Source organism: Paenibacillus sp. 4624 (genome assembly GCF_050435065.1).
Classification (GTDB): Bacteria; Bacillota; Bacilli; order Paenibacillales; family Paenibacillaceae; genus Paenibacillus; species Paenibacillus amylolyticus_D.
In genome coordinates this window covers 23,725-48,285 of sequence record NZ_JBNDJR010000015.1, presented here as the reverse complement: position 1 = coordinate 48,285, position 24,561 = coordinate 23,725, and the positions used below count along the sequence as shown (strand labels likewise).

At 42.8% G+C, this 24,561-nt stretch carries 20 protein-coding genes; 4 read left to right on the top strand and 16 right to left on the bottom strand.

What is annotated here, in order from left to right; all coding sequences use genetic code 11:
• Positions 1-7: 7 nt before the first annotated feature.
• From ABIE27_RS26925 to ABIE27_RS26880, 10 genes are read right to left on the bottom strand one after another with little or no spacing between them, the layout of a single operon-like run.
• Complete coding sequence (locus tag ABIE27_RS26925; RefSeq protein WP_429351960.1) at positions 8-1,312, bottom strand: UDP-glucose dehydrogenase family protein; 1,305 nt, start codon at positions 1,310-1,312, stop codon at positions 8-10.
• Positions 1,309-2,454, bottom strand: a complete 1,146-nt coding sequence (locus tag ABIE27_RS26920) for an NAD-dependent epimerase/dehydratase family protein (protein ID WP_429351959.1) — start codon at positions 2,452-2,454, stop codon at positions 1,309-1,311. Before ABIE27_RS26920 ends, ABIE27_RS26925 begins: the two co-directional genes overlap by 4 nt.
• The gene (gene rfbF / locus ABIE27_RS26915) at positions 2,436-3,206 is read right to left on the bottom strand and encodes a glucose-1-phosphate cytidylyltransferase (protein ID WP_342551219.1); all 771 of its coding nucleotides are present in this window, start codon (positions 3,204-3,206) and stop codon (positions 2,436-2,438) included. The genes ABIE27_RS26920 and rfbF overlap by 19 nt, the downstream gene beginning before the upstream one ends.
• A complete protein-coding gene (locus tag ABIE27_RS26910; RefSeq protein ID WP_429351958.1) occupies positions 3,206-4,297 on the bottom strand; it encodes a Gfo/Idh/MocA family protein in 1,092 nt (363 codons plus the stop codon). The genes rfbF and ABIE27_RS26910 overlap by 1 nt, the downstream gene beginning before the upstream one ends.
• Positions 4,249-5,439, bottom strand: a complete 1,191-nt coding sequence (locus ABIE27_RS26905; protein ID WP_429351957.1) for a radical SAM protein — start codon at positions 5,437-5,439, stop codon at positions 4,249-4,251. Before ABIE27_RS26905 ends, ABIE27_RS26910 begins: the two co-directional genes overlap by 49 nt.
• Before the next feature lie 57 nt (positions 5,440-5,496).
• Entirely contained in the window at positions 5,497-6,567 is a 1,071-nt protein-coding gene (locus ABIE27_RS26900) for a radical SAM protein (RefSeq protein ID WP_429351956.1), read from the bottom strand.
• Positions 6,554-7,720: a UDP-glucuronosyltransferase gene (locus ABIE27_RS26895; RefSeq protein WP_429351955.1), complete on the bottom strand. Its 1,167-nt coding sequence runs from the start codon at positions 7,718-7,720 to the stop codon at positions 6,554-6,556. Before ABIE27_RS26895 ends, ABIE27_RS26900 begins: the two co-directional genes overlap by 14 nt.
• 50 nt (positions 7,721-7,770) lie before the next feature.
• Entirely contained in the window at positions 7,771-9,111 is a 1,341-nt protein-coding gene (locus ABIE27_RS26890) for a hypothetical protein (protein ID WP_429351954.1), read from the bottom strand.
• Positions 9,108-9,350, bottom strand: a complete 243-nt coding sequence (locus ABIE27_RS26885) for an acyl carrier protein (protein WP_123066949.1) — start codon at positions 9,348-9,350, stop codon at positions 9,108-9,110. Before ABIE27_RS26885 ends, ABIE27_RS26890 begins: the two co-directional genes overlap by 4 nt.
• Positions 9,340-9,990 carry a class I SAM-dependent methyltransferase gene (locus ABIE27_RS26880; RefSeq protein WP_161557054.1) on the bottom strand — a complete coding sequence of 217 codons (651 nt, stop codon included), beginning with the start codon at positions 9,988-9,990 and terminating at the stop codon, positions 9,340-9,342. The genes ABIE27_RS26885 and ABIE27_RS26880 overlap by 11 nt, the downstream gene beginning before the upstream one ends.
• A gap of 345 nt (positions 9,991-10,335) precedes the next feature.
• Between ABIE27_RS26880 and ABIE27_RS26875 the strand changes: the two genes are divergently transcribed.
• From ABIE27_RS26875 to ABIE27_RS26865, 3 genes are all read left to right on the top strand, one after another.
• Positions 10,336-11,190: an AraC family transcriptional regulator gene (locus tag ABIE27_RS26875; RefSeq protein WP_161557053.1), complete on the top strand. Its 855-nt coding sequence runs from the start codon at positions 10,336-10,338 to the stop codon at positions 11,188-11,190.
• Positions 11,184-12,164: a BtrH N-terminal domain-containing protein gene (locus ABIE27_RS26870; protein WP_429351953.1), complete on the top strand. Its 981-nt coding sequence runs from the start codon at positions 11,184-11,186 to the stop codon at positions 12,162-12,164. The genes ABIE27_RS26875 and ABIE27_RS26870 overlap by 7 nt, the downstream gene beginning before the upstream one ends.
• Positions 12,165-12,267: 103 nt before the next feature.
• The gene (locus ABIE27_RS26865) at positions 12,268-13,032 is read left to right on the top strand and encodes a nucleotidyltransferase domain-containing protein (RefSeq protein ID WP_205127955.1); all 765 of its coding nucleotides are present in this window, start codon (positions 12,268-12,270) and stop codon (positions 13,030-13,032) included.
• Between the two features lie 150 nt (positions 13,033-13,182).
• On the opposite strand, the gene ABIE27_RS26860 is transcribed toward ABIE27_RS26865, so the two are convergent.
• The 4 genes from ABIE27_RS26860 to ABIE27_RS26845 form a co-directional block, all read right to left on the bottom strand.
• Positions 13,183-13,935, bottom strand: a complete 753-nt coding sequence (locus ABIE27_RS26860) for an SDR family NAD(P)-dependent oxidoreductase (RefSeq protein WP_429351994.1) — start codon at positions 13,933-13,935, stop codon at positions 13,183-13,185.
• Positions 13,936-14,248: 313 nt separating this feature from the next.
• A complete protein-coding gene (locus ABIE27_RS26855; RefSeq protein WP_429351952.1) occupies positions 14,249-15,238 on the bottom strand; it encodes an alpha/beta hydrolase in 990 nt (329 codons plus the stop codon).
• Between the two features lie 208 nt (positions 15,239-15,446).
• On the bottom strand, positions 15,447-18,287 hold the full coding sequence (locus tag ABIE27_RS26850) for an alpha-L-rhamnosidase (RefSeq protein WP_123066943.1): 2,841 nt from the start codon (positions 18,285-18,287) through the stop codon (positions 15,447-15,449).
• A gap of 52 nt (positions 18,288-18,339) precedes the next feature.
• A complete protein-coding gene (locus ABIE27_RS26845) occupies positions 18,340-19,989 on the bottom strand; it encodes a hypothetical protein (RefSeq protein WP_429351951.1) in 1,650 nt (549 codons plus the stop codon).
• 180 nt (positions 19,990-20,169) lie between these two features.
• Here ABIE27_RS26845 and ABIE27_RS26840 point away from each other — a divergent pair, with 180 nt between their 5' ends.
• The gene (locus ABIE27_RS26840) at positions 20,170-21,852 is read left to right on the top strand and encodes a histidine kinase (RefSeq protein WP_123066941.1); all 1,683 of its coding nucleotides are present in this window, start codon (positions 20,170-20,172) and stop codon (positions 21,850-21,852) included.
• A 99-nt stretch (positions 21,853-21,951) separates the two neighbouring features.
• Here ABIE27_RS26840 and ABIE27_RS26835 read toward each other — a convergent pair whose 3' ends face one another.
• Together ABIE27_RS26835 and ABIE27_RS26830 are read right to left on the bottom strand one after the other, a co-directional pair.
• Positions 21,952-23,658 carry a sugar ABC transporter gene (locus ABIE27_RS26835; RefSeq protein WP_429351950.1) on the bottom strand — a complete coding sequence of 569 codons (1,707 nt, stop codon included), beginning with the start codon at positions 23,656-23,658 and terminating at the stop codon, positions 21,952-21,954.
• A gap of 19 nt (positions 23,659-23,677) precedes the next feature.
• Positions 23,678-24,553, bottom strand: coding sequence for a carbohydrate ABC transporter permease (locus ABIE27_RS26830; protein WP_429351949.1), 876 nt, complete (start codon positions 24,551-24,553; stop codon positions 23,678-23,680).
• Positions 24,554-24,561 lie beyond the last annotated feature (8 nt).

Here is a 24,561-nt window from a genome sequence, read left to right as displayed (position 1 = left end):
TGCCACTCTAGTTTACCAATACGCTTGCTTCTTCGTTTTCAAGCATATATCGCGCATCTATTATCCGAATGTCGCTTGCATGATCGGTTAGAACTTGAAACTCTGGCCAGGCAGTAACAATGACACAAATATCACTACCTGCTACGATTTCATCCAGTGAGTTTGCCATCTTTAATGGATAACCGTAGTGCTCTTCAAAATTCCTCATAGCCATCGGATCATAAGCAGAGAGGTTCGTACATCCCTCATCCAGAAGTGCTTCGATAATCCCTACAGCAGGGGAGTGTCTAACATCATCACTGCCAGGTTTGAAAGCTAAACCGAGTATGCCGATTTGTTCATCCCGATGTTTTAGACTTCTGATTACCTTTCTGACCGTGTGTTCAGATATATCAAGATTTACTTCCATAACAGCGTTCAATACCTTTGCTTCAACACCATGTTGATTTGCCGCATTTTTCAGAGCAAGAGTGTCCTTAGGAAGACAATATCCTCCGAATCCGCAGCCGGGATAAACATAATTTATCATTCCAGCCGGAGACCCTGACCAACGTTTATCCATGTGCAAGAGGCGGAATAACTCAGGTATATTCACCTGTCCTATATGTTCTGCAATTAGTGCCTGTTCATTTGCGAAGCTGATCATCGTTGCGAGCAATGCATTGGAAGAAAATTTGAGCATTTCTGCTGTTTCTGCGCTCACTTGGGCATATGGCACAGTAAAACTTTCATAGAGCTTTACAAGTGAATCTGACGTTACCCGATCTAATTCACCTATGATGATTCGATCAGGATGCATAAAGTCATCCCAAGCGTTACCTTCTCTCAAAAATTCCGGATTGTATGCCAAGCCGATATTTTGTCCAACTCGAAGTCCGCAATCCTCTACAACTGGCTTGATCTTGGTGCGCATTGTGCCTGGGGGTATAGTTGATTTGACTATGATGCTTGGATATGAATCTTTAGATGAAAATCGACATATGTCTTTAACCACATTAAGCAGCATAGACAGATCAAGGCCTGCTCCTTCAAGGTAAGGAGTACCGACACATATAAAAATCAGTTTAGCATCGGAAAGGGATTCCTCCAGACTGTCACACAGTACTAAATTTTCCTTCAAATGTTTGTTCAGCATAGTGGATAAACCTGGCTCATGAAATGGAAGTTCACCCTTGCTCAATTCTATTGTTTTATAGATATCCGAGTCATATGCCTTTACCGAATAGCCCTTTTCCGCAAACCCCAGCGCGGCAGTTAGTCCAACAAAACCTAATCCAACAACAGTAATATCTATGGAATCTTTCACATTCATCTCCCCACCCCGCAACTGATCAAGTAACGCCGGATTCCTTGTTCTAATCCGATTTCAGGATTGAAACGAAGTAGTTTTCTCGCTTTTTCAATGCTGGGGCATCTTCGTTGTGGGTTATGAGTCAAATAATGGGGATCAGCTGATTTTTGATATGTAACTGCAGGAAAATACCCTGTTAGTTCCCTTGAACATTTAGCAAATAGTTGTGCCAGACGGGATACACTGATTTCTTGGGAATCGGCTCCAATATTAAATACATCAAATTCAGAATGAGTGATGACTTTAAAATACCCCACGATGGCATCCGCAATGTAACAATACGTTCGGGTTGGTGTACCATCTGATAGAATATCAATTGCTCGCTTTTCTTTGATCGCTTTGGCAAAGTCTGCAGCAACTCTCTGATCACTCAGCTCAAGCCCGGGACCATAATTGTTGAAGGGGCGAACAATACGCACGGGGAGCTGATGCTCTTGATGATACAACGAGCAGATCGTTTCTCCCATCCGCTTGGACTCATCATAACAAGCCCTCGGCCCAATGGTAGCTACATTACCGTTGTATTGTTCTGAGGTGGGTATATACTCTGGATCGGGATTACCATAAATCTCGCTGCTTGAAAAATATAATATGCCTTTCGGTTGGTGAGACAGACAAGCATGTAACAGACGCTGCAAGCCAAATACATTAGCCTCCAGCGTACGCAGTGGATACTTCCGGTAAAATGATGGTGATGCGATGGATGCCATGTGAAAGATATAATCAGTCCCCGAAATATAATCAGAAAATGAATCCGTAGTCACGTCAAAGACAGCTGCAGTTAAGGGCTCCCCTACGGCCTGAAGTCGTTCAAGCCATGAAGGGATTCCTTTAGGAAAACGATCCAAAACAGTAATATGTTTAATCGGCGTGCCTGACCTGTTTATATGTAAAAGGGCAAGCACGAGGTAGTAACCAATAAACCCTCCACCTCCGGTAATTAAAAACCGACATCCTGAGAATAAATGTCTCTGCTCCAATTTTTGAGTTATATAGTTCAAGTCTTCTTCAATGATTTCGTTTCCGAAGAAACCAGGCTCCCAGTGAAGGTTGAATGTACGAGATTGGTCATGTTCTATTGAATCTAACCCCATATTTTCCATGGTGCATTCCCTTCCTCCCATAATTGTTCCAATTCCTGTTTGTCCCGAATTGTATCCATACACGCCCAATAACCTTCATGATAATAGGCCATTAATTGCCCCTGATGAGCAAGTTCTGGTAACACATGGCGCTCTAATTCTGTCTGATCTCCATGGATATAATCCAATACCTTTGGTTCCATAACAAAAAAACCCGCGTTTATCCATTCATCAGATAACTGCCCCTTCTCTTGAAAGGAAGTTACTGTACGATCCTGACATTTCATTATGCCAAAGCGGGCTTTGGGTCTAACTGCTGTTACGGTTACAAGCTTGCCATGACTTTTATGGAAGCTTATCAGCTTATGAAGATCGATATCTCCGATACCGTCGCCATAAGTTAACATAAAGGGTTCACCGTGTAGACGCTGTTTCAATCGCGCTATTCTTCCCCCGGTCATTGTGGCTTGTCCCGTATCGATTAGATTGATTTTCCAGTTCAGTTTTGTTGCTGTTAGTAAATCGGTTTGATTTTGATCCAGACTCACCGAGAAATCATTATATAAAAACGGGTAATCCAGAAAATACTTTTTGATATAATTAGATTTATATCCCAGAGCGAGCTCGAACTCATGAAACCCCTGCGAACTATAGATATGCATAATGTGGCACAAAATTGGCATGTCACCGATCTCAACCATAGGTTTAGGGCGTACTCTCGTTTCCTCTGCAAGTCTTGTACCTAAACCTCCGCATAGAATCACTGTTTTCATTAGAAGTGACTCCCTTCGTTTCCGGTTTCGCGATTCATTGTTGCATGTTGCTGTGCGTATTCCATAATCGTTTGATGCCATATCATTCGTTCAACACTTAAATGTCCTTCAGCTTGCCGAACATCAGGGTGAAGACAGCGATTGGCGAAGGCCTGTAGTTGATTCACATAATAATTCATGGGTTCAAATTGTTTTAAATAAGTCTGCGGATTAGAATCGTTCAGACGGATTTTCAAGCTGTAGAAGCCTGTTAATGGTTTGAAAAAGTTCGGGACAACCACTGTTGCCCGCTCAAAGTAAAGCGTATGCATGGCTTTATAAGGGAGTTCAAATGAAGTCAAAACACTCGCTTCAAACCCATTACCATATCGAAGTTTGGCATTAAACGTCCAGTCACAGCCATCGGGGCCATCAAAATTAGAAAAAGCTGAAGCACGACTTCCTTTCAGACCTACAAGATGCTGTATCCATTGAAGCCAGTAACAACCAAGGTCATTAAAGCAGCCTCCGCCTTTAAGTCTCACACTACGATAATTATCACGATGACTTTTGAGTGCTGGAATGCTAATACGGGTTTCTGTCCGATTTAACAAGCCGTATTGACCAGAGTGTACAATGGCTTTGAGAGCAGCTTGCCAGGGATGATGTGCAGTTATTATCCCTTCCATGAAGACGAGTGAAGGAGATTGCTTCAGAGCACTCGCAAGCTGCTGGGCATCCTCCTTCCCTAATCCTGCAGGTTTTTCTACAAGCACATGTTTGCCAGCCTCAAGTGCACGTAAAACCCATTCCATATGGAGGTCATTGCTAAGTGCAATATAAACGGCATCAACATGCGGATGCTCCAGTACCTCCTCAAGAGAGTGCAGGACATGGGGGATGGAATATCGTTGGGCCAGGTGAAGTGCTTTCGAGCGGGTACGATTAGCTATGGCTACTACTTCCACCTGTGGTATATGCGAAATGACATCCAAAACAGCACGGCTAACGATAGCTGCACTGCCAAGTATGCCAAGCCGGCAAGTGTTTTTGTTGAGCTCGTTCATATATGAGTCAGCGACGATGAGCCATGCAGGTATAATACATTGCATTTTGAACAGGCGGGGGACAACTGTTTTCCTAATGTGGTTCGTATTTGATCATAAGCTTTCGAATGCCAAATATCGGATAATGATTGATCATGCAAGTTGCCTACAGAAAATTCGGAGAAAAACTTACAGGCACTTACATTGCCTGTTGGTGTAATATCTGCTCTTGTGCTCAGTGCCAAACAATTCGAAGCACAGCGTGAAGTCATTGAACGACCACTCACGAAATCTTCAATTTCATCAAAGTCCAGTCCAGGCTGATATCGAATCCGTGTTTTCCATGTATGTTCATTAATTGCACTGAGATCCATCATTAATGCTGGAATATGCTCGGGTTTGATGTGATATTTAAAAGCATGCCAGCTGCTGCGGTGCTGCTGGTCCATGGGATGAAGCCAATTAAAGTTTTCCTGAAAAAAGGTATCCATTTCTGCCGACGTTTCATGCGAGATATACCAGGGGAAACATAATAAAACCAGATCAATCCCTTTTTCTTCAAAGAATTTCATTAATGGATGTAGTTGACCAATCATACTGTCGTTAATTACCGTGTGTATCGATATTTTCCCCTGAAACTTTCCTTCTTTACGTAGCTCCATCAGCCGGTCGATCTGTTTCATCACTTTGTCAAATGATCCTTTTCCACGTATCAGATCATGTTCTTTCTCAAACCCTTCAATGGCAATAAGTAACTCAAGGTGAGGTGAGATACGACACAACTCATCTTCAAATTTCTCGATCAGGTATGCGTTAGTACAAATCGTTGTTTCTCGGGGGTCTTTTTCAAGCAAGTCGAGAATACCACGAATATCCCGGTGGAAAAGCGGTTCTCCACCCCATAAATACAGTCTGGACTTCGTATGATGAGTTTCTTCCAATACTCGCTGAAAAACAGCAAGGTCCATGTCCATATTTTGTTCCGTTTTATCCATATCATGATGGTAGCCCGACTCATTCCACTGGTAACAGTGTTTGCATCGCAGATTGCATCGATTGGTCAGTTTTAACGCAACCACTTCGGGCATGTCCATCTTAAATGAAGGGTTTAGCTTTCGCTCTCTATGCGGAATAACCACATTTCTCATCGTTCGTTTCAAAATCTCAAATGATTTATCATCCATTTCTACCCGACTGTTAGGCTGCATCATATCTCTTCCTTTCAGACTGAGATTTTGTTAAAAACTTTATGTCCGCGTTCCCATTTAGGGTTTTTCGTTATAAAACAGGCAGCAACCTTGGCAGATAGGCAAAAGATGCTTACGAAGATAACGCCGATATTGCTTGTACTTTTCCCCTCTCCAGATCGCAGCAATGCTCTCATCATTAACGTTGCCCAGCGTAAGATCATAATAAGCATGACAGGACGTAACATCACCTCTGGCGTTAATTTCGGTGCTTATCCACGGAAAAGGGCAGCGTTTTTTGATATGCGTCATCGAATGCCAGTCTGCGGAAAAGTATTTCCTGATGTTATCCTCCGACATCATTTGAGGATACGTATTCATATATTTGTTGTTTTTTTCGCAAAATTCAGCTAGACGCTGGACTTGTTTCTCAATCAGACCCGCATCCATGTCCGAAAAAATGGCTGGATCACAAACAAATCCTTTGGATAGAGGCGCTTCTTGCACTCCAAATTCTTTTCTGAGAATCCCGCTATACTGTTGATGGTTTTCCTCCGTTATATAAGCCTGCAGCTCAATACTGATGCAATCCAGCTTGGAAATATCAATGGATTCAAAGAAAAATCGTTCCAGATGCCGGTGATTTGCAGGTGTAACGACTGTACTAATCCCGATCTGCGGGTACGCACTTCCCGCTTGTTCTCTTAAGGAAAGAAGTTTGTTGATTCCGCGAATAGCTTTTTTAAAAACTCCCTTACCACGCTGAGCATCATTAATTTCTTCCGGACCATCAAGTGAAATCCATATCCGTTCAGGCGGATATTGAATTAACATCTCTGCATGTTTCTCCAAAAGCGTTCCATTCGTCGGAAAATGAACTTTACTCCCTGCTTCATGAATGGCCTGAAGGATTTCACCAATTTGAGGATGCAGCAGAGGTTCCCCTCCGTAGAGCTCATAGTAAGGTTGTGCGGGTTTACAGGTTGCGATAATATCACGAATCACATCGATACTTAATTGGTTTAAAACCTTATACTCACGATAAGGACCGTTCTCTCCCCATTCGTAACACATTCTGCATCGAAGATTACAGCTCTCAAGCAGTTGTAAAAAAACCCACTTGGGTAATGAGATATCAAGATTTGGCATGGTTATTGTGGATTCGATCTGCATGTAATGCCTCCTTCTCGGAATGAATGAAGCGGCTCATATATTCTGTGGGATAATCTTGAATCTGTTGCTGTCTAGAGATCAGATTATGAGCAAGTTGTGCTAGTAGATCTTTGGAGTAGCCCTGCTCAACCCATACGTTGTACGGTATGCCAAACCCGTTTTCCTCCCAGATGGATGCATTACGCTTCTCATGCTCACCAAATGGTTCAAGCATAATGAGTGGTGTGCCTGATGCTAAAGAATCCATCAAAGCCCCTGCACCAGGCTTGGATACAACCGCCATGGCTTGGCGAACTAATCCATATAGTCCGTGATGCTCAATGGGTGTCTCATAAACAAAAGGTTTACCAGAATCCGTAATAACGTAGGGAGGAAATGTGTGCAAACCAGACTCGTCTCTGAACCATGTCCGCCAATGAGGATCATTCATTACATAGCGTAAACCTGGCGTATTTGAAGGGACCACCTCTTCTTCCGTGTATGCTACAATATCCAAGTCATACCCGTGTTCAGTGTCCAAGAGCTGACGAAGCTTTTCCCTGAAGGTTCCAACGCCCCATCCTCCTCCATGAATAACGAGACGACTTGCGCGTTCTTCATATGGAACCGACGGTTTATCATCCACATCAAGTCGATACATAATCTCAAGCCTGTTCGGATGATACAGCGGAATTTCCCGATAAAATGAGGCATAGTCCGGTTTAAGCTTCAGTAATTGTTTCCATGAGGGGGATAGACTGGAGTCCACATACAACAGATCCACGTCAATCTCATCCTTTGTTCGTTCACGCAGAATATCCAGCAAGTGGACCCAGTGCCCGGACAACACGATAAATCGAGTACGTCCTTCCTCCAGCCACTGGTCAAGTAGAGACTTTACTGCAGCGGAGTTCAGACTTTGGCGAATGTCTCCAGGTATTCGTTGTGATGCAAGAGCGACAGCGAAATTTTCACGATAAGCCTGTCTGCTTTGGTCTGTTTTGAATTGCTTGTCCTCATTCATCACGTTTTCGAATACTTCAATGCAGGTTTCCAGGCCGAGTTGCTGTAACCTTTTTGCGATGATTAGTCCTGGGATATAAAAACCCAATCCAAAACCGGAACATAATATAGTAATCTTTTGACCCATTTGCACCGTCTCCCCTAGCATAGTAAGCTTGGAATCCCGACAAACTCGGGCTAGGTAATCATGTTTATCCCTGAATCCAGCAATGACTGGTTAACTCCAGCAACTACATTTTGCATATGCTGCTGGCTCTCATAAATAACTGCAAAATAGAGTCGTCCCATGGTACGTTCATTCTGATCACGATTTGTAAAAGGAGATATAAGAGTTCCGGAGGAGAGTGGCAAGATGCCCATCCCTCTCTCTTTGGTGTACAAGATCTGCTGTTGATTTAAATTTTGAAGCAAGTGCTCATATTGGAAACGGGCAGGAACTGCGAGATTGAACTGTACTAGGCTGCTATGCAACTGTGTGTTGGTAATTAAATCATCTACACCGTGTTTAATTAAACTCATGGATTTGCGGGCATTTATTTCAACCAAAGGTTCAATTGAATGATCTTGTAATATCATAGAATCGATACAAACATCACCGAAATAGCCGTCTTGATATAATAAGCGTCCGATTTCTAACACTTGATCCGTATAACCGGAATCATATAAGTGCGCTTTGAAGGATTCACTCATCGTATGTGAAGCACCGAATGCGTATCCATGATTATCAAGTTGTTGAAAAGAAACGAGTTGAACCTCGCCCGATTCATGAATGTAAAGCTGGCAAGAGAAATCAAATTTACGATCCAGCAGAGGTTCTACGACAAAACGAATCAACTTTTCCTGTGCAACTTGCTTATCCAGGTGCTTGATCAAACGAAGCAAGGCTTTTTCGGAGTGAATGACGAAATTTCCTTTTCCGGACACACCAAACTCATCCTTTAATAGTACAGCTCCGTCACAAAGCATTTTTCTGGTGATCGCAAGTAGTTGCTCCCTCCCCTCGACCACTCTGCCGACATTCGGCAGGTTCAATCTATCGCGCATTTCAAGTGAGTACGATTTAGCATTAATGCGCTGTACAATATTTTGCTCGGGATAATGGGATGCAAGATGATGCCTTTGTGCAAAAGCTAGCATTCCGGGTATTGCCGCAAACGCTTCCAAGGTTGCTTTTTCCAAAGAAAAGCAAGATAGTAGTTGATCCGTAACATTAGAGAGAGTCATGATTTCAAAGACATTTAAGTGATCCATTTCGTTCTCCCTATCTGAGGTAAACCAGGGATTTCGATTCATATGGATGTCATACCCGATCGAGCGAATATAATCATATTGAACGGAGTCCATGACATGGCGAGTAAGCAGCAAGTCTCCGGTTTTACAAAAGACAAACAGAAGCTCGTCCATGGAATCAGTAATCTTCTTTGTTTGTATATTCTGTATGGCAGGAATAGAAGCAAGCCGGGAATCGCGCCAGTACCGCTCTGCTTCAAATGATCCACAATGTAGAGCAAAATTCATACGCTGGCCATCTGATGGATGAATTGTGAAAATTTCTGCACGGATTGCAGATGCTCCAGACTGAAATGATCAAAATCAACTTCAATATCGAACTCTTCTTCAATACGTAAAATAAAATTGATAATCTGCAGTGAATCCATTCCTGCATCATGAGTCAGATCAGAGGATTCATTCAGCTTGTTAACCAGGCTTGGGTCTTCCTTGATTTCAGCTATGATCTCAATAATTTTAGTTGTCATTGTATACAGCCTCCCTTTTTCGCATTACCACTACGATATCTGTCTGAGGTACAAATAAATTGTAATTCGTTACATGCACTTGTCTTGTTTCGGTTACGGATTCAATCTTTAATTCAGGAGGAATACAGCGCTCAATGTGAGCAATTAACGATTCTTTCGTAAATCTCCAAATTACACCATCAATCGAAGAGTTCGCCATATAGCCACTTTCCATTGTAGAACCTGAAAGAGGCTTGAGAACAACCGGGTCGGCAATAATGATAGATCCACCGTCACGTAACAGTCTGGAGCTCTCAACGAAGGCTTTTTTGTGATGACGAATGTGATGAAAGCTTCGTGCAAACAAAATCATATCGCAGCTATGATCAGGTAAAGAAGTCGGCTTATCAATGAAGGCATGGATATAAGAATCAAACCTTCCCCACTTCTTTCCAAGTTTCAGAGCATTTAAATTTGGATCCATGTTGAAAAAACGAACATCCTTCTGCTTGCGAAGATACTTGTTTAATAAACCTGTACCACAGCCCACCTGAAGAACATCGCCCTTTAAAGGGGGTAAAACTTTGTAGACATTACGAGGAATAGGGAAATTTTGAACGTACATGGCCAATTCGTAGAAAATCGGATAACGCTCTTGCAATCGAACCAATTTACTGGTATAGAAAGGCTTCCGCTTTTTGTGACGTTTAAAGTCCCATTTGTTCAAATAGTAGACAGGGGTTAACAGCAGGAACAGAATAATAAAGACACCTTGTACGCCATAAATCCCCAATTTTTTAAAACGATCATTGGAATTACGAGGCATCATTTGTTCAGAAGTATTGAAAATGATCACTCCCCTCTCACAACGCTATAAATGGTGTAGAACCCATTCTAACAAGATCAGAGAATCCAATATATGGTTGAATACGCCAAAAAATATAGATATACTGTCCGTAAGCAATGCTTCCTACCAAATGACTTACGAAGCGGAGGGAATCTGATCATGCACGATTCAATCGAATTTAGAGAAGAGTATTTTTTTGACTCTATCACCCCCGTCCATTTGAAGCTGACAAAAGAAGAGCCGTTTACGATGATGCATCACCATGATTTTGTTGAAATCGCTTATGTATATGAAGGAGAAGGGCTTCATCAGATTGGGGATCAATGTATCCTGGTTTCCAAAGGCGACTTGTTTGTCATCCCTCCTGGCGTATCACATGTGTTTCAACCACTGGATTTGAAAGAAAAGGCCCCGTTATATATTATGAACTGTCTCTATAAGCCGTTTTTGGAGAAATCATTTTTTCGTGGAGGACGCACTTGGTCTATGTTCGTCGAGCGGCGTAATGAATTTCGCAACGTATTCAAACAAATGTTACATCAACAGGAGGCTCCTGCTGCGCCTTATTTAGCTGCTGCTCAATGCCAGTTACTAAATAAACTATTCTACATTATCTACAATAGTAATCAGCAGAAGATGTACAGAAAGACCGAGATTAAGGATTTTTCAATACACCAAGCCATTCAATATATGGGAACCCATTATAGGGATACACTTACACTTGAAAAAATAAGCCAGCTTGTTGCGATGAGTACAAGAAACTTTCAACGAATGTTTAAAAAAGAAACGGGTATCAGTTATATTCAGATGTTACAACACATTCGTATTTTATACAGTTGCAAACTGCTGGAGTATTCAAATTGGAGTGTTCAAAAAATTGCTCAAGCGATTGGCATCGATGACATGAAATATTTTTACAAATTATTTAGAGAACATTATGGAACTACTCCAGGGGCATACAGGCAATACATAGGGATTTCTGCTGAACTACTTCGGGAGGATACAACATGTTAGATATACAACCGCTCAAAAGCTTTAATACCCAATTTCAAGTAACGTCTTGTATTGATGACCACTTCAGAACGATTTCCACTTGGCTAGGAAGAGATACGAGAACGATGTATGCCGATGCATGGGCTTTTGAGTACAATGCTGATGCACAACAACTTTTGCTGGATCGCGTCGTCTATCCTCGTTTAAATCTGGGTTACCTGGACACCTATCATGGTATACAAGTTGATTTTAGAGACAGAAATTTCAGTGGGACTTCGTTGAACAGCAACGAGGATGAAAAGCCATTTCTAGATATGCTGCAGTCTGAGTTAGATGCTGGCATGGCTGTACTGGTAGGTATTGATGTGTATTATTGTCCATGGTCTGACGGGTATCTCAAAACGCATGCACGGCATTCCTGTCTTGCTGTAGGCATAGACCAGAAAGACCAGAAAATAATGCTGGTGGATGCGTATTATGGACAAAAAAATATGGAGATGGAACTCCAATTGTTTTTGAACATCTCATTTTACTATGCTATCTTTCGTTTAACGGATCCCTGCTCTTCTCACAACGATTGGAAAGGACTGCTATCTTCCAGTTTACATGATCAAACGAGCATCCCAACAATGAGAAATAGTATTCGGAACTTAAAAGATTTTGCCAAGGCTTACTCAGAGGAAGGAATCGTTATTTCAGATCCCAAAATAGATACACAACACGCTATCTTTCAATGGATGAGGTTTTCATTGGCCAGACTTAGATATGCGTCGTTTATCTTTTATTTACATGAACTATCTCAGGAAGATATGTTCCATACGATTGGAAGACACTACTTGGAGCTTGCTAGAAAATGGGATGCTATCATGCATCAGTCCATCAAAAGTAGTTTTTCCGGCGATCCCGTGAATCAGCGTCAGAAAATATATAATAAAATGCTCTTTATTATTCAAAATGAGAGTGAATTGCTTAATCAACTGCAGGATTTGGCGTAATCCACTATATATCTTATTTGTTCGCTTCTGTAAATTTGAAGTTAGATGAAGTTATCAAATCATACAGGAGTGATTTTTTATGTTTCAGCATCATCAGATCGCATTGAATCAATTGGTCGAGCTTTTAAAACCTGACCCTACGATCAGAGCCATTATAACGGCGGGCTCAATCGCCCAAGGTAAAGCCAGAGAAAACTCGGATATTGACGTTTACATTGTCGTTACAGATGAATCTTTTGAAGAGAGAAAATTGCAGCATCAACTATCATATACCAATCATGAGATCTGTGATTATCCTGAAGGGTATATTGATGGCAAGATTATCAATTATCGTTTTTTGGAACTCGCTGCTGAACAAGGCAGTGAACCTACAAGGTATTCTTTCTTGGGTTCCAAGGCAGTGTATTCAACAATTCCTCAATTGGATGAACTTCTTCAGCGAATCCCTGTTTACCCGGAGCAAAATCGCGAGAAAAATATAATGGATTTTTATGCGGAAATTTACTTGCACGCTTTCTATTTTGCTGGAGAAGCCGTCAAAAAAAACAATCCTTATCTGCTCTCCCATGCTGTTAGCAATTTAGTTTTATTTTCCGGTCGGGCAATTTTGGCGATAAATCATCAGTTGTTTCCCTGCCATAAAGGTCTGATGAATGCCGTCTCTGGAGTAACGAATAAACCGGAAGGCTTTGTAGAATTGACTAATGATCTCATCGCTCATCCGAATTACGAAAAATGCATGGATTACGCGAAGGTCATGCTTGGATTCTATAATCCTAACATTGCATTCGAGCAAGCGCTTACTATTTTTGTGGCCAACAATGAATGGAACTGGATCGATCAAGAACCGCCGCTAGCGGATCGCTAAGTAGAATAAAGCCAATACGAAATTTTCAAAATATCATCTCCCATTGTTAGGGATCGAATTTGAACAAACTAAACAAGGCCATCACTTTCTGAGTGTGGTGGCCTTGTTTGGGTTAATAGTTGGATTCTGTTAAACGTATTCGCTTAGATGTTAGAGAGTAAGTCCGCCGTCTGCTAAAATTATGGAGCCGGTCATATAGCTCGATCCATCTGATGCGAGGAATGCTACAAGCTCAGCAAGTTCTTCGGGCTCGGCATAACGTCCCATACGCATATTAGGGAATTCTTCCGGCATATAATCGCTATCCTGAAGCATCTGCGGCACAGCTGCTGTGAGTGAAGTTGCTACACCGCCAGGGCATATTGCATTCACACGAATCCCTTTTCTCACGTATTCAATGGCGGCTGCTTTCGTTAAACCGGCAACACCGTGTTTACTTGCTGTATACGCAGCCAGGCTGTGCTCTGCACGGATTGCAGTTGTGGAGGCTGTGTTAATCACATGGCCATAGCCTTGTTGATCCATCACCTTGAGCGCATGCTTCATACAGAGGAAAATCCCCTTCAGGTTGACATCAATAATTCGTGAAAAATCGCTCAGCGCTGTTTCGTGGAAAGGTTGGAATTTCTGGATAATGCCAGCGTTGTTAAATGCAACATCGATTTTGCCAAATGTTTCGACTGCTTTTTGGATATAGTTTTGAACATGCTCTTCGTTAGATACGTCCGCTTGAACGAAGATGGCTTCCCCCTCTTGCTCTTTCACAAGTTCAAGAGTTTCGTTACCCGTAGCCTCGTTAAAATCAACCAGTACTAATTTAGCTCCTCTTGAAGCCATAAGAACTGCACTTGCTCTACCGATGCCACTACCCGCTCCCGTAATCGTAATCACTTTCCCAGCCAGAGAATCTGATTTTTTCTTTACTGCTTGAGTTGCCTTTGAAGTCTCTTCTTCTACAAAAGTTACATTAGCGAGATCTGCTTTTAATGCAGCCAAAATCGTTTCAGGCAAATCCACCTGAGGAATAGCGGCAAGTTGATCGAGTGTAAAATGGGAAGCCATTTTGAATGAAGGTTCGTTAATAAACTCTGGCAGATGTTTAGCAAGAAGTGCAGTTGCTTCCGCGTTATTTAATAATTCCGAAATTTTGATGTTCTCATTGTAGTTTGTCATGTGATCCTCCCTAGTTGAATGTATTTCGCTGTTACTGCAATTTCTAAAAATGAATTACCGGAATTTGCCGCAGAGAATCATTCAGTTGCATTTTCTTTTCTTCGTTTAATACGTCCCCTGCATATTCTATAATTACACCCAGTGGTACTCCCATGGCATCCGGATGAGGTTCCTCTCCAATCTCCGGCATAGCAGCAAGAATCAACATTTTACAGCTGTCATTCTTCCATAACGCCCCTAGTTTTACATCCAGACTGTACTCCAATACCTCTTCCTCAGGTAAGTGTTCGAGATCTGCAGCAAATTCTCCGAACACACGAGTCATCCAGTTTGTACATAAACTAAACCATTGTGCAAACGAGGGCTCCACCATGCTGATCAGCCCCATTGACGTTTGTGGACGGGCAAGGGACAGCCCATGAGTACCTGTAGGAAAAATATGCATCTCAAAAGGTACGTTTTGGCGAGTCAAAGCATCAGCAAAAGCAAGGGAGTTACTCACAGGAACGAGCTTGTCATCGAATGTGTGGAATATAAATGTCGGTGGTGTGAGATGGTCCACCTTCTGATCTACACCTGGGACAGGATTCGGAAAAATCGCACTCATTTCTTCGAGAATACAAGGATAACCAAGAATCAAAGCATCAGGACGATCAGAACCCATCGTACTTAGTGCTGCAGCCAAATGTCCACCTGCGGAGAAACCGCAGACGGCAATTTTTTGCGGATGGATGTCCCACTCTGCACTATGTGTGCGAATAAGCTTCATTGCCTCTTCTGCATCGTTGAGAGGTTGTGGAAACGCAGAATCTTGATTGAGCGAGTAACGTAAAATAAAAGCCTGATATCCTTCGGCCAAAAAAGCCATAGCAATCGGTTCAGCCTCTCGATCAGAGCAGGCTCTGTACCCTCCGCCCGGGAGGATAAGTACCGCAGGCCGCTGTTTCATATTTGGCATCTCGGGTGATGAATCCAGCAGATAGCCAGTCAGGGTAACATTTGTATTGCTCAAGTCATACGATAGAACTTTCATACACGTGCAGGTCTCCTTTTTTATAAGTGTAGTTTCAAAGAAAAAGGGATACTTCCATTGTAGATTTCAGAGAAAGGCCCTGCTATAACGCGATACAAAGATCAAATAGCGAAATCCGAAGAAATCATTCCAAACAAAAAAACCGCAAGATCGCGGTTCAATTGTAGTGTTCATCGAAGTGTCCAACCATGAACAAAGGGATTTGAATTTAAACCAGTTGAATCGTCATCAACTTGAGATCCAACTCATCCAGTTCTTCCTCTGGTGTGTTAAACGAAGGATAACTGGACAGATCGCGTATGCTCGCTTCTCCCATAGGACCAATGGTTGAAGGGTCCAGAGAGGCAAGCGTAGGTGAAAGTTCTTGCAGCATACTCCGACTCTCTTCATTACAAAGCAGCACATTGAGAGGTGTACGTGTACTCAGTGTTTGTTTGTATGGAGTAGAAGGCATATAATTAAAGTCGTAATTGCCGCTTGCTACTTCAATACAGACTTCATGGTCACCCTGTAATACCGGCAGGCCAGCATCAGATAGTGCAATCCCGTTCATAATGACTTGGTCAATAATTGCGCGTGGCAGCTTAATTGTTGCTGTTGCATTAAAGGGAACGGAGAAGCTCAAATATAATTTGCCATGCTCATCAAACTTCCATTCGCTTCTGTAAGCTCCAGATGCTGTATCAATGTGGGCTTTTGTCCACTGAATTCGGAAGTCTGGCATTGGTGCAAGCACGGTATGACGGAAACCAGGCTGATCTTCAGCAGGATTGATGCCAGCCATGTGACGATACATCCATTCCACGATTGCACCATATGCGTAATGATTTAGCGAATTCATACCGCTCTCACTAATTTTCCCATCGGGTAAGATGGAGTTCCACCGTTCCCAGATCGTTGTAGCTCCTAAATTAACGGCATACAGCCAGCTAGGGTAATCATCATTAAGCAAGAGTGTGTAAGCCACATCATTACTTCCGTGTGCTGACAGAACACGATTCAAATATGGCGTACCAACAAAACCGGTTCTCAGATGATTTTGATCCTTGCGAACACGCATGCGGAGGTCTTCCTCAATTCGTGCTGTATACTGTTCGGGTACGAGATCCATATACAAGGCGACCGCATATGCAGTTTGGGTATCAACTGCCAAACGCCCGTTTGCTGTGAAAAATTCATTTTGAATTGCTGTTCTAACTTCTTGGGCCAGCTTTTCGTAGGAGGCAGCAAGTTCCTCATGCCCAAGCACCTTAGCAGCTTTGGCAACGATGTCCGAGGAGTACGCGTAATATGCAGAAGCGATGAAGAAATTATCTGTCCCGCCCATCGGTGAATCGGGATTATCTCCATCTAGTGCCAACCAATCACCAAAGTGGAAACCTACTGTCCAGAGGCGTGATCCTCCGGACTCTTCGTCTGAACGTTTGATGTAATCCACCCATGCTTTCATGCTATCGAATTGTTGCTCCAGGATAGCCTTATCTCCGGAATGTACATACGTATTCCAAGGAATAATTGTTGCTGCATCTCCCCAAGCGCTTGAGCCACCGCCCTGCACTCGGCCCACAGGAACGACCATTGGAACCATTCCATCACGATCCTCTTGCTCCATCCACAAATCATAACCATATTTATTAAAAAAGGCATACGTGTCCATATTGTAGTTAGCCGTGCCTGAGAAGACCTGTGCGTCTCCAGTCCAGCCCATGCGCTCATCCCGCTGAGGGCAATCTGTAGGCGTGTCCAGGAAATTCCCCTTTTGTCCCCAAAGTGCATTTTGGAATAGACGATTTACGCCGGCGTGACTGGTTTCCAGATAACCAATGCGATCCATATCGGAGTAAACTACACAGCCTGTAAAATCATTCACATCCAGCTCTCCAGGCCAGCCTTCTACCTTGACATAGCGGAAGCCGTAAAAGGTGAAATATGGACGTACAACGGCTTCCTCACCATTTGCTGTATATACGTATTCCGCTTTGGCTGACCGAAGGTTTTCACGGAAAAAGTTCCCTTCCTGCAATACTTCGCCGTATTGCAAGCGGATCATGGTTCCTCGGGGTGCTGTTGTGCGGAATTGAAGCCAGCCGACCATATTTTGTCCCATATCAATCACGGTTTCACCCGCTGGTGTGGTCAGAACAGATACAGGTTTCAAAGTTTCCTTGATGACTACCGGGAGACTTCTTCTGGCTTGAAGCCGATCGTATCCCAGATCGCTTTCGCGAACCGGATAAATTTCACTTACGTCCAGTGTGGCATCGTAAATTTCCCCATCATAGATGTTGCCATCCAATACATGGGAGCGAGTGGCATGCCAGGACAGGTCCGATGGAATGACCTCTTCCGTACCATCGGCATAAGTGATCACGAATTCGGACAACAAAGCAAAATGATCACCATACAGATTGGCTGTCGTATCACCTTCGAAACCAAAACGGCCCTTGTACCACCCGTTTCCCAGACGCACATCTACCGAATTTGTTCCTTCCTGCAGCAAATCTGTAATATCGTATGTCTGATATTGCAACCATTTGTGATACGCATTATAATGCGGAGTCAGATATTCCTCCCCTGCTTTGACCCCGTTTAATTCCAATTCATAGATGCCCAAACCGCAAATGTAGGCTCTTGCTTGAGTAATCGGACCTCTTAATTCGAAGCTTTTCTTCATCACGGGATGAATATCCCTGTCCAGATCAGGTGTAATCCACATGGCCGTCCAGGATTCATCCATTTTCGCTGTTTCAAACCAGGCAGTTTCACTAACGGCTTGTTCACCCCGTTCATTCCACACGGTAACTCTCCAGAAGTATCGCGTCCGTGGAGCTAATTCCAAGTTTGGTGAGTACGAAAGTGAATCGATATCCTGTTTCTGCCCGCTGTTAAATACGATCTGTGAAAAAGATTCATCAACAGCGATTTCGATCTGTGCCGCAATTTGTTTCGTTGCCGTAGTATCCGTAACCATGTAAGAAAAGCTTGGATTGGATATCTCAAATCCTAACGGATTGGAGATATGATTTGTTTTTAGCTTCGTAATCTTCATCTAAGTAACCTCCTGTGTTGATTCGCGAAATTCAGCTGTAAATGATTCAATGTTATGGCCTAGTCTCTGTGGAACGGTACCACTCGTTCACTTCGTTTGTAATTTGTCTCCCTCCGGAATTCATCCACTTTTGTACAAACTCATCAAACGTAGCAAGTGGCTCCTCTCCATAAATGATCGAGTTAAAAGTTTCCAGCTCATTTTTTTGCAAATAGGCGTTTCGAGCTTGCATCGTTTTGGTCGGGGGACCTTGAAACAGATTGCTGCGATCAATCTGCCTCTGCTGCATCACTACAGCATCTGCCTGCATGATAGGGGATTGAATTTCATCCTTGGGATCAACCCCCATACTTAGTAAAGCAGCGCGATCATGTGAATTGAGATTCTTCCCTCGGCCCATTTTCAGTAAAGCTGCTTTGATTCTGGAAGGGTAACTGGCGTATTGTCCCATGAGGGTGTACTTAAATGTTTGCACCTTCCCCCCAGGAATATCATTGCTGTTGCTATCTAAGGATCCATCAGGGTTTAGAACATAATCGTAACCATTTTGATAAGCGCTGAGATACAAAGGATCGTTGGTCACTGTTGCTTCGTATAAATAGTTCTGATACCTGAAAAATGCCTGCAATGCTTCTTCTGAAATATGCCGATTAATCATCAATGCTCCACTGTATGAGTTTCCTTTCAAGCGGGCCGCGGTTCCGTCCATCCCGGCAGGAATGGGATAAGGTACAAACTCGGCTGACGGCTCCTTGGCTTTTAGTTGCTGGAAAGGATAGTCACCAAACCAGCGGGGGCCAGCAACTATCCCTACTTTTCCATCAATGATGTTTTGATTTACTTGACTAAAGTCTTGAAGTGCTAGGTTATTTCCAATGTAACCTTTTCTCTTCCATGATTTTAATGTCGCAAGCGCTTGTTTGATCTGAGGCTGAACACTTCCATACACGAGTTGGCCTTTTTCATTCTTGCTCCATATGCTCGGGATCGCTCCATATGCACCGAATACCCATGAGATATCCCCTATCGGTGAGACGACGTACTGGTCTTTAATTGCAAAATCAATACCGTACGTGTCCTGTATGCCATTTCCGTCCGGGTCGTCATAGGTAAAGGCAGTCATGACCGTTTCCAGTTCTTTCAGATTGTTAGGAGCTTCGAGGTTCAAGTGCTTCAGCCAGTCCTTGCGAATCCAGAGAACAGACTGTGATGCTTGCTCCGTAATGATCGGAATAGCCATACGCTTTCCATTGATCTCGAAAGGCTCCCAGGCTTCTGGCACCTCTGCCATTGCTGCTTTCCATGTGGGCGAAGCATAACGCTCCCAAGCTTCTCCTGCATCCAAGAGTTTTCCTGAAAGCATAAACGTGTTGACCGTATCCATCACATTCGACGTAAAAACATCAGGTAATACATCATCGGAAGAGAGCATTAGCCGAAGCTTCATATCATAGTCTTCAACTGGAGCACTCCATTTTGTACGAATGTTTACACCCAGTGTGTTATAAGCCCAGCGAATATGTACATTATCTGTAGCATTTTCGCCGTTTTTATATACGGTAGTAGGGTCATTCATATTGACCGTTGTCAGCACAACTGCCGATTTATCGGGCTCAGGTTGTGGCGTTTTAGGGCTACATCCTGCAGTGAGCAGGATCAGACATAAGAATGAAAGAGAAAGATAAATTTGTTTCCAGTTCATACGAATCAAGCTCCTTCATCATCATCATATCGTGCCAGTGGTTGAGTCTAAATAACGCTTTATCAACATTACATAATTCATTATTAACCTTACTTCTATATGTAAGTTAAATGGCTTGTAATTCAGAGTTGGCAAGCCTACAATAAGGTGAATTTAGTTCTTGTCAGGGGGAATTTCAGATTGAGAGAGAAATACAGAACATTTCTGAGTATGGTAGCAATTACGTTTATTATGCTTGCTGCTGTTCTTATCATGTATACCTTTTCTGTTCAATCCAGTGTGGATACGGTGCAGAAGGATATTGAAACGAATAATCTCAATCGTGTCCAATTTGTAGTGAATTCGCTGGATCAAAGCCTGGACCGGTTAAACATGTTATCCATCTCGATGGAAACAGACAACTCCATTGCTTTGTTACGCTCGGTTGATGTGATGAGCTCCTACGAACAGGTACAATTAATTCAGAATATTGCTACAAGAGTCAATCTTCAAAGTTTGTCAGAAGGATGGAACAACAAAATCTCCATCTATTCTACACTTTTGAAACAATGGATTATTTCTTCCGAGATGGGCATGAAAGCTCCTATCGTTAACTCCAATAATACAGGTTGGCATTTTGATAAAGCATCGGATAAATACTACAAATATAAAGTGATGCCCCAGACTATTATCCGACTTGAGTTCCCTCGAAGTAATCTTGAAGATATTGTAGAGAACTCCCATCAGGGAGAGAATGAGTCTGTATTTTATAATACTAACGGGGACTCCATCACACGTAAGAAGGCCAGTCCGGTAACATCTAATATTGTAAAGGAGATCGCAAAACATCTTCAACCTACCTCCGGTTCTGAAACCGTGTCTGTAAACGAAGAAAAGTATATCGTAAACTATGTATACTCTCATCAGCTCGGATGGTATTTAATTGACTTCATGCCGCTTGACAGGGCTTTACAACCCATTCGTTTCACTCAGATCTGGTTCTATGCTTCTTGTATCATGCTGTTTATCGCAGGAATCACGATCATTGTGGTTCTCTTCCGTAAAGTACAGATTCCAATTCTCGCCTTATTGAAAGGTGTTCGACTGTTGAAGCATGGGGACTTCTCTTATCGAATACAGCGGGAGAGCAGTAACGAGTTTGATTTTTTATATGGACAATTTAATGATATGGCTGGGCAAATCGAGGATCTGATTGAAAAAGTGTATAAAGAGAAAATTGTAGCAAGGGAAGCCGTGTTAAAGCAGCTACAGGCTCAGATTAATCCTCATTTTCTGTATAATTGCCTTTTCTTTATCAACAATATGACGAGATTGGGCAATGAGGAAGCGGTGACAGCCATGACTCAAAATCTGGCTGAATATTTCAGGTATACGACGCGATTGGACGAACCTATGACAACCCTGGAAAAAGAGATGGGGATCATACGCAACTATCTTAAAATTCAGAGCTTGCGCATGGATCGGCTCTCCTATCAGATTGAATTTCCGGAGGAATTAAAGACTGTGCCGATTCCGAAACTGCTCATTCAGCCTTTGGTGGAAAACAGTATCATTCATGGTATTGAAACAAAGCGTGATTCTGGCGTCATACACGTCTCAATAAAACGTATTGAGCATGGGATCTGCATCAGGATAGATGATGACGGTAAAGGAATGAGTACGAATGATATCCATGCGCTTAAGGCTAGGATCTCAAAACCTCCGATCGATACGGTGGGATGTGCGCTTTGGAACATTTCGGAACGCCTAAGAATACATGATCCTGTTAACTCACATCTAGAGTTTGAGCAAAGCCCGCTTGGGGGTCTGCGCGTCCAGCTACATTGGTCTCTTGAACCACAACCGAAAGAAAACATGGAGTGAGCTATGGAAATGACTCATGGATTCTCCTCCGTTTAACCAATAATTTGCAACAAAATAAAGGCAACTGGATTATTTAAATCCAGGTGCCTTTCCTCTCGCCTATTGTTGCTTCACGGTATCATACCATTCATTTACTTCTTTGATGATCTTATCTCCTCCGGATGATCTCCACTTTGCAACAAAAGAATCGAATTCATCGACGGGCTTTTTGCCATAAATAATTTCAATATAGGAGTCAATCTGCATTTTGGTTAATAATTCCTGCCTGGAAAGCATCGTTTTGGTAGAAGGACCTTGGAAATACTCTGGTACATCGATATCACTCTGATCCATTGCAACCAGCAAAGCTTTTGAAGAAAAGGCCTCCAAAGGATTAGATGCGTCATTGCCAAGAATACCAGTTGGTGCCAGTGCCGCTAACTCTTGATTACTCAACGTTTCGTTTTTAGCCATTTTAACATTGGCTTCCAATCTTTTGGAAGGATATACGGCGTCCGAGCCAGTAATCGTATATTTCATCGTTGAAACTTTGCCACCTGTAATTTTACTCTCATCCATAACGGCTTTGCCATTCTCAATCACATAATCGTATCCATCCTGAAAACCCTTGAATAGCAATGGATCATCTGAGTTGTAGGCCTCGTACAATGCATTTTGATAATGGAAAAACGCCTGTAGAGTTTCTTCTGAAATATCTTTATTAATCAGGATCGCACTCGTGTATGGATCCGCGATTGTTCGCATATTTTTGCCATCTGCTCCCTTCGGAATCGGATATGGATTATAAATCGCATTGGGGTTGGATGCCAGCAGCATCGATCCTGGATATACCATCATCCAGTTTTCTCCGCCCAGCATACCCACTTTTCCAGAGGCAACGTTCTCAGCTACTTTATTAAAATCGTGCAGAGCAATGTCACTCGCAATGTATCCCTTGTTCATCCACTCATTGAGTTTGCTCAAACCTGACTTGACCTCTGGTTGAATGGATCCATACTTGAGGTTGCCATCTGTGTCTGGATACCAGCGTTCCGGTATAGCTCCAAACATTCCAAAGAACCATGAAGTATCACCCATAGGTGAGCCGACTACTTGATCTTTCATCGCGAGTTCCAGAGCTAAAGTGTCCTTTTTTCCATTGCCATCAGGATCTTGATTCACAAAAGCATCCATCACCTTCTCCAGCTCATCCAATGTGGTTGGTGCTTTAAGGTTTAACTTATCCAGCCAATCCTGTCTGATCCAAAGTACAGACTGGGTTCCAGCTGTAGGGCGAACTACCGGTATGGCAAATTTTTTTCCATCTTTTATGAAAGGATACCAAGCGGTGGGTTCCTCTGCGAGAGCTGCTTTCCAGGTATCCGATGCGTATTTGTCGAATGCTTCTGTTACGTCAAGCAATTTTCCTGAGTCAATAAAAGTGTTGATCGTGTTGGATTGGCTTGAGTTAGCTACGAATAAATCAGGTATCTTGTCCCCGGAAGACAACATTAGCTTCAATTTGGTGTCGTAATCTACCGCAGAGGATGTCCATAACGTTTTCATTTCTACGCCGAGCGTATCTTTGGCCCAGCGGGTATGAACATTGTCCATATAGTTTTCACCATTTTTGAATTTGACTGTAGGGTCCTCGCTTCTCACCATTGTTACCGATACCGCAGGCTCGATTTTTCCATTCACAATTTTAATTTCTTTTGCAGGCTCATTCGATTTGGCTGCCTCTTCTTTATTGCTGCAAGCGGCTAACAGACTAAAGCTCATCGCAAGAAGCAGGCATCCCCACATCATTTTTCTTTGTTTTTTCATACTTTTCCCCCCAATGGAATTATTCTTTTACTGCACCGATAACAATCCCGGCTGTAAAAAACTTTTGAAGCACAGGATAGATGAGCAAAATCGGTATAGCCCCAATTAAGACCTGAGCTGCCCGAATAGAACGATTGTTAATCTTCGCAATGTCATTCACATTGCTGGCATCGACAACCGGTACAGCAATTAGAGATTTGAGGAGCGTACTGAGTGGTACATTGTCTCCCCTCATATAAATGGAGCCCGCAAACCATTCATTCCAATCGTTCACCACCATAAATAGGCCTACAGTTGCAAGGACAGGCAAGGATAGCGGCAGAAACATATTGAAGAACACCTGCCAATGATTGGCTCCGTCCATAAAAGCAGATTCTTCGATCTCCTTCGGTAATGCTTTGAAAAAATTCATGATGAGAACGAGATAAAATACGTTGACCAAACCTGGAAGCACAAGTGCCCAGACGGAATTATACAAGCCAATTTTGGTGACGAGCAGATAGGTAGGAATTAGCCCGCCATTAAACAACATCGCAACCACAAACAGACTTACAAACAGTTTGTATCCAGCGATGCCGTCCCTCCCGCCGCCTTTGGATAACACATAAGCTGCCATACAGTTGATCATAAGTCCGAGCACCAGGCTTAACACGGTACGCTGTATTGAAATCCATATCGCTGGCAGGAAAGCGGGATTCTCAAGTGCTTTCAGATAGGAGTTAAAGGTAATATCGATCGGGAAAAAAGTAACTCTGTTTGCCATAACGGCTTCTGTTGAACTTAGCGATATGGCAACAACATGTAGCAATGGTACAACACAAATTAGTGCTAGTAATATCATGAGTACATTATTAAATGTCTGAAACCAGCGCTGAGGCGTAGACATCACTTGCATAAGATCCC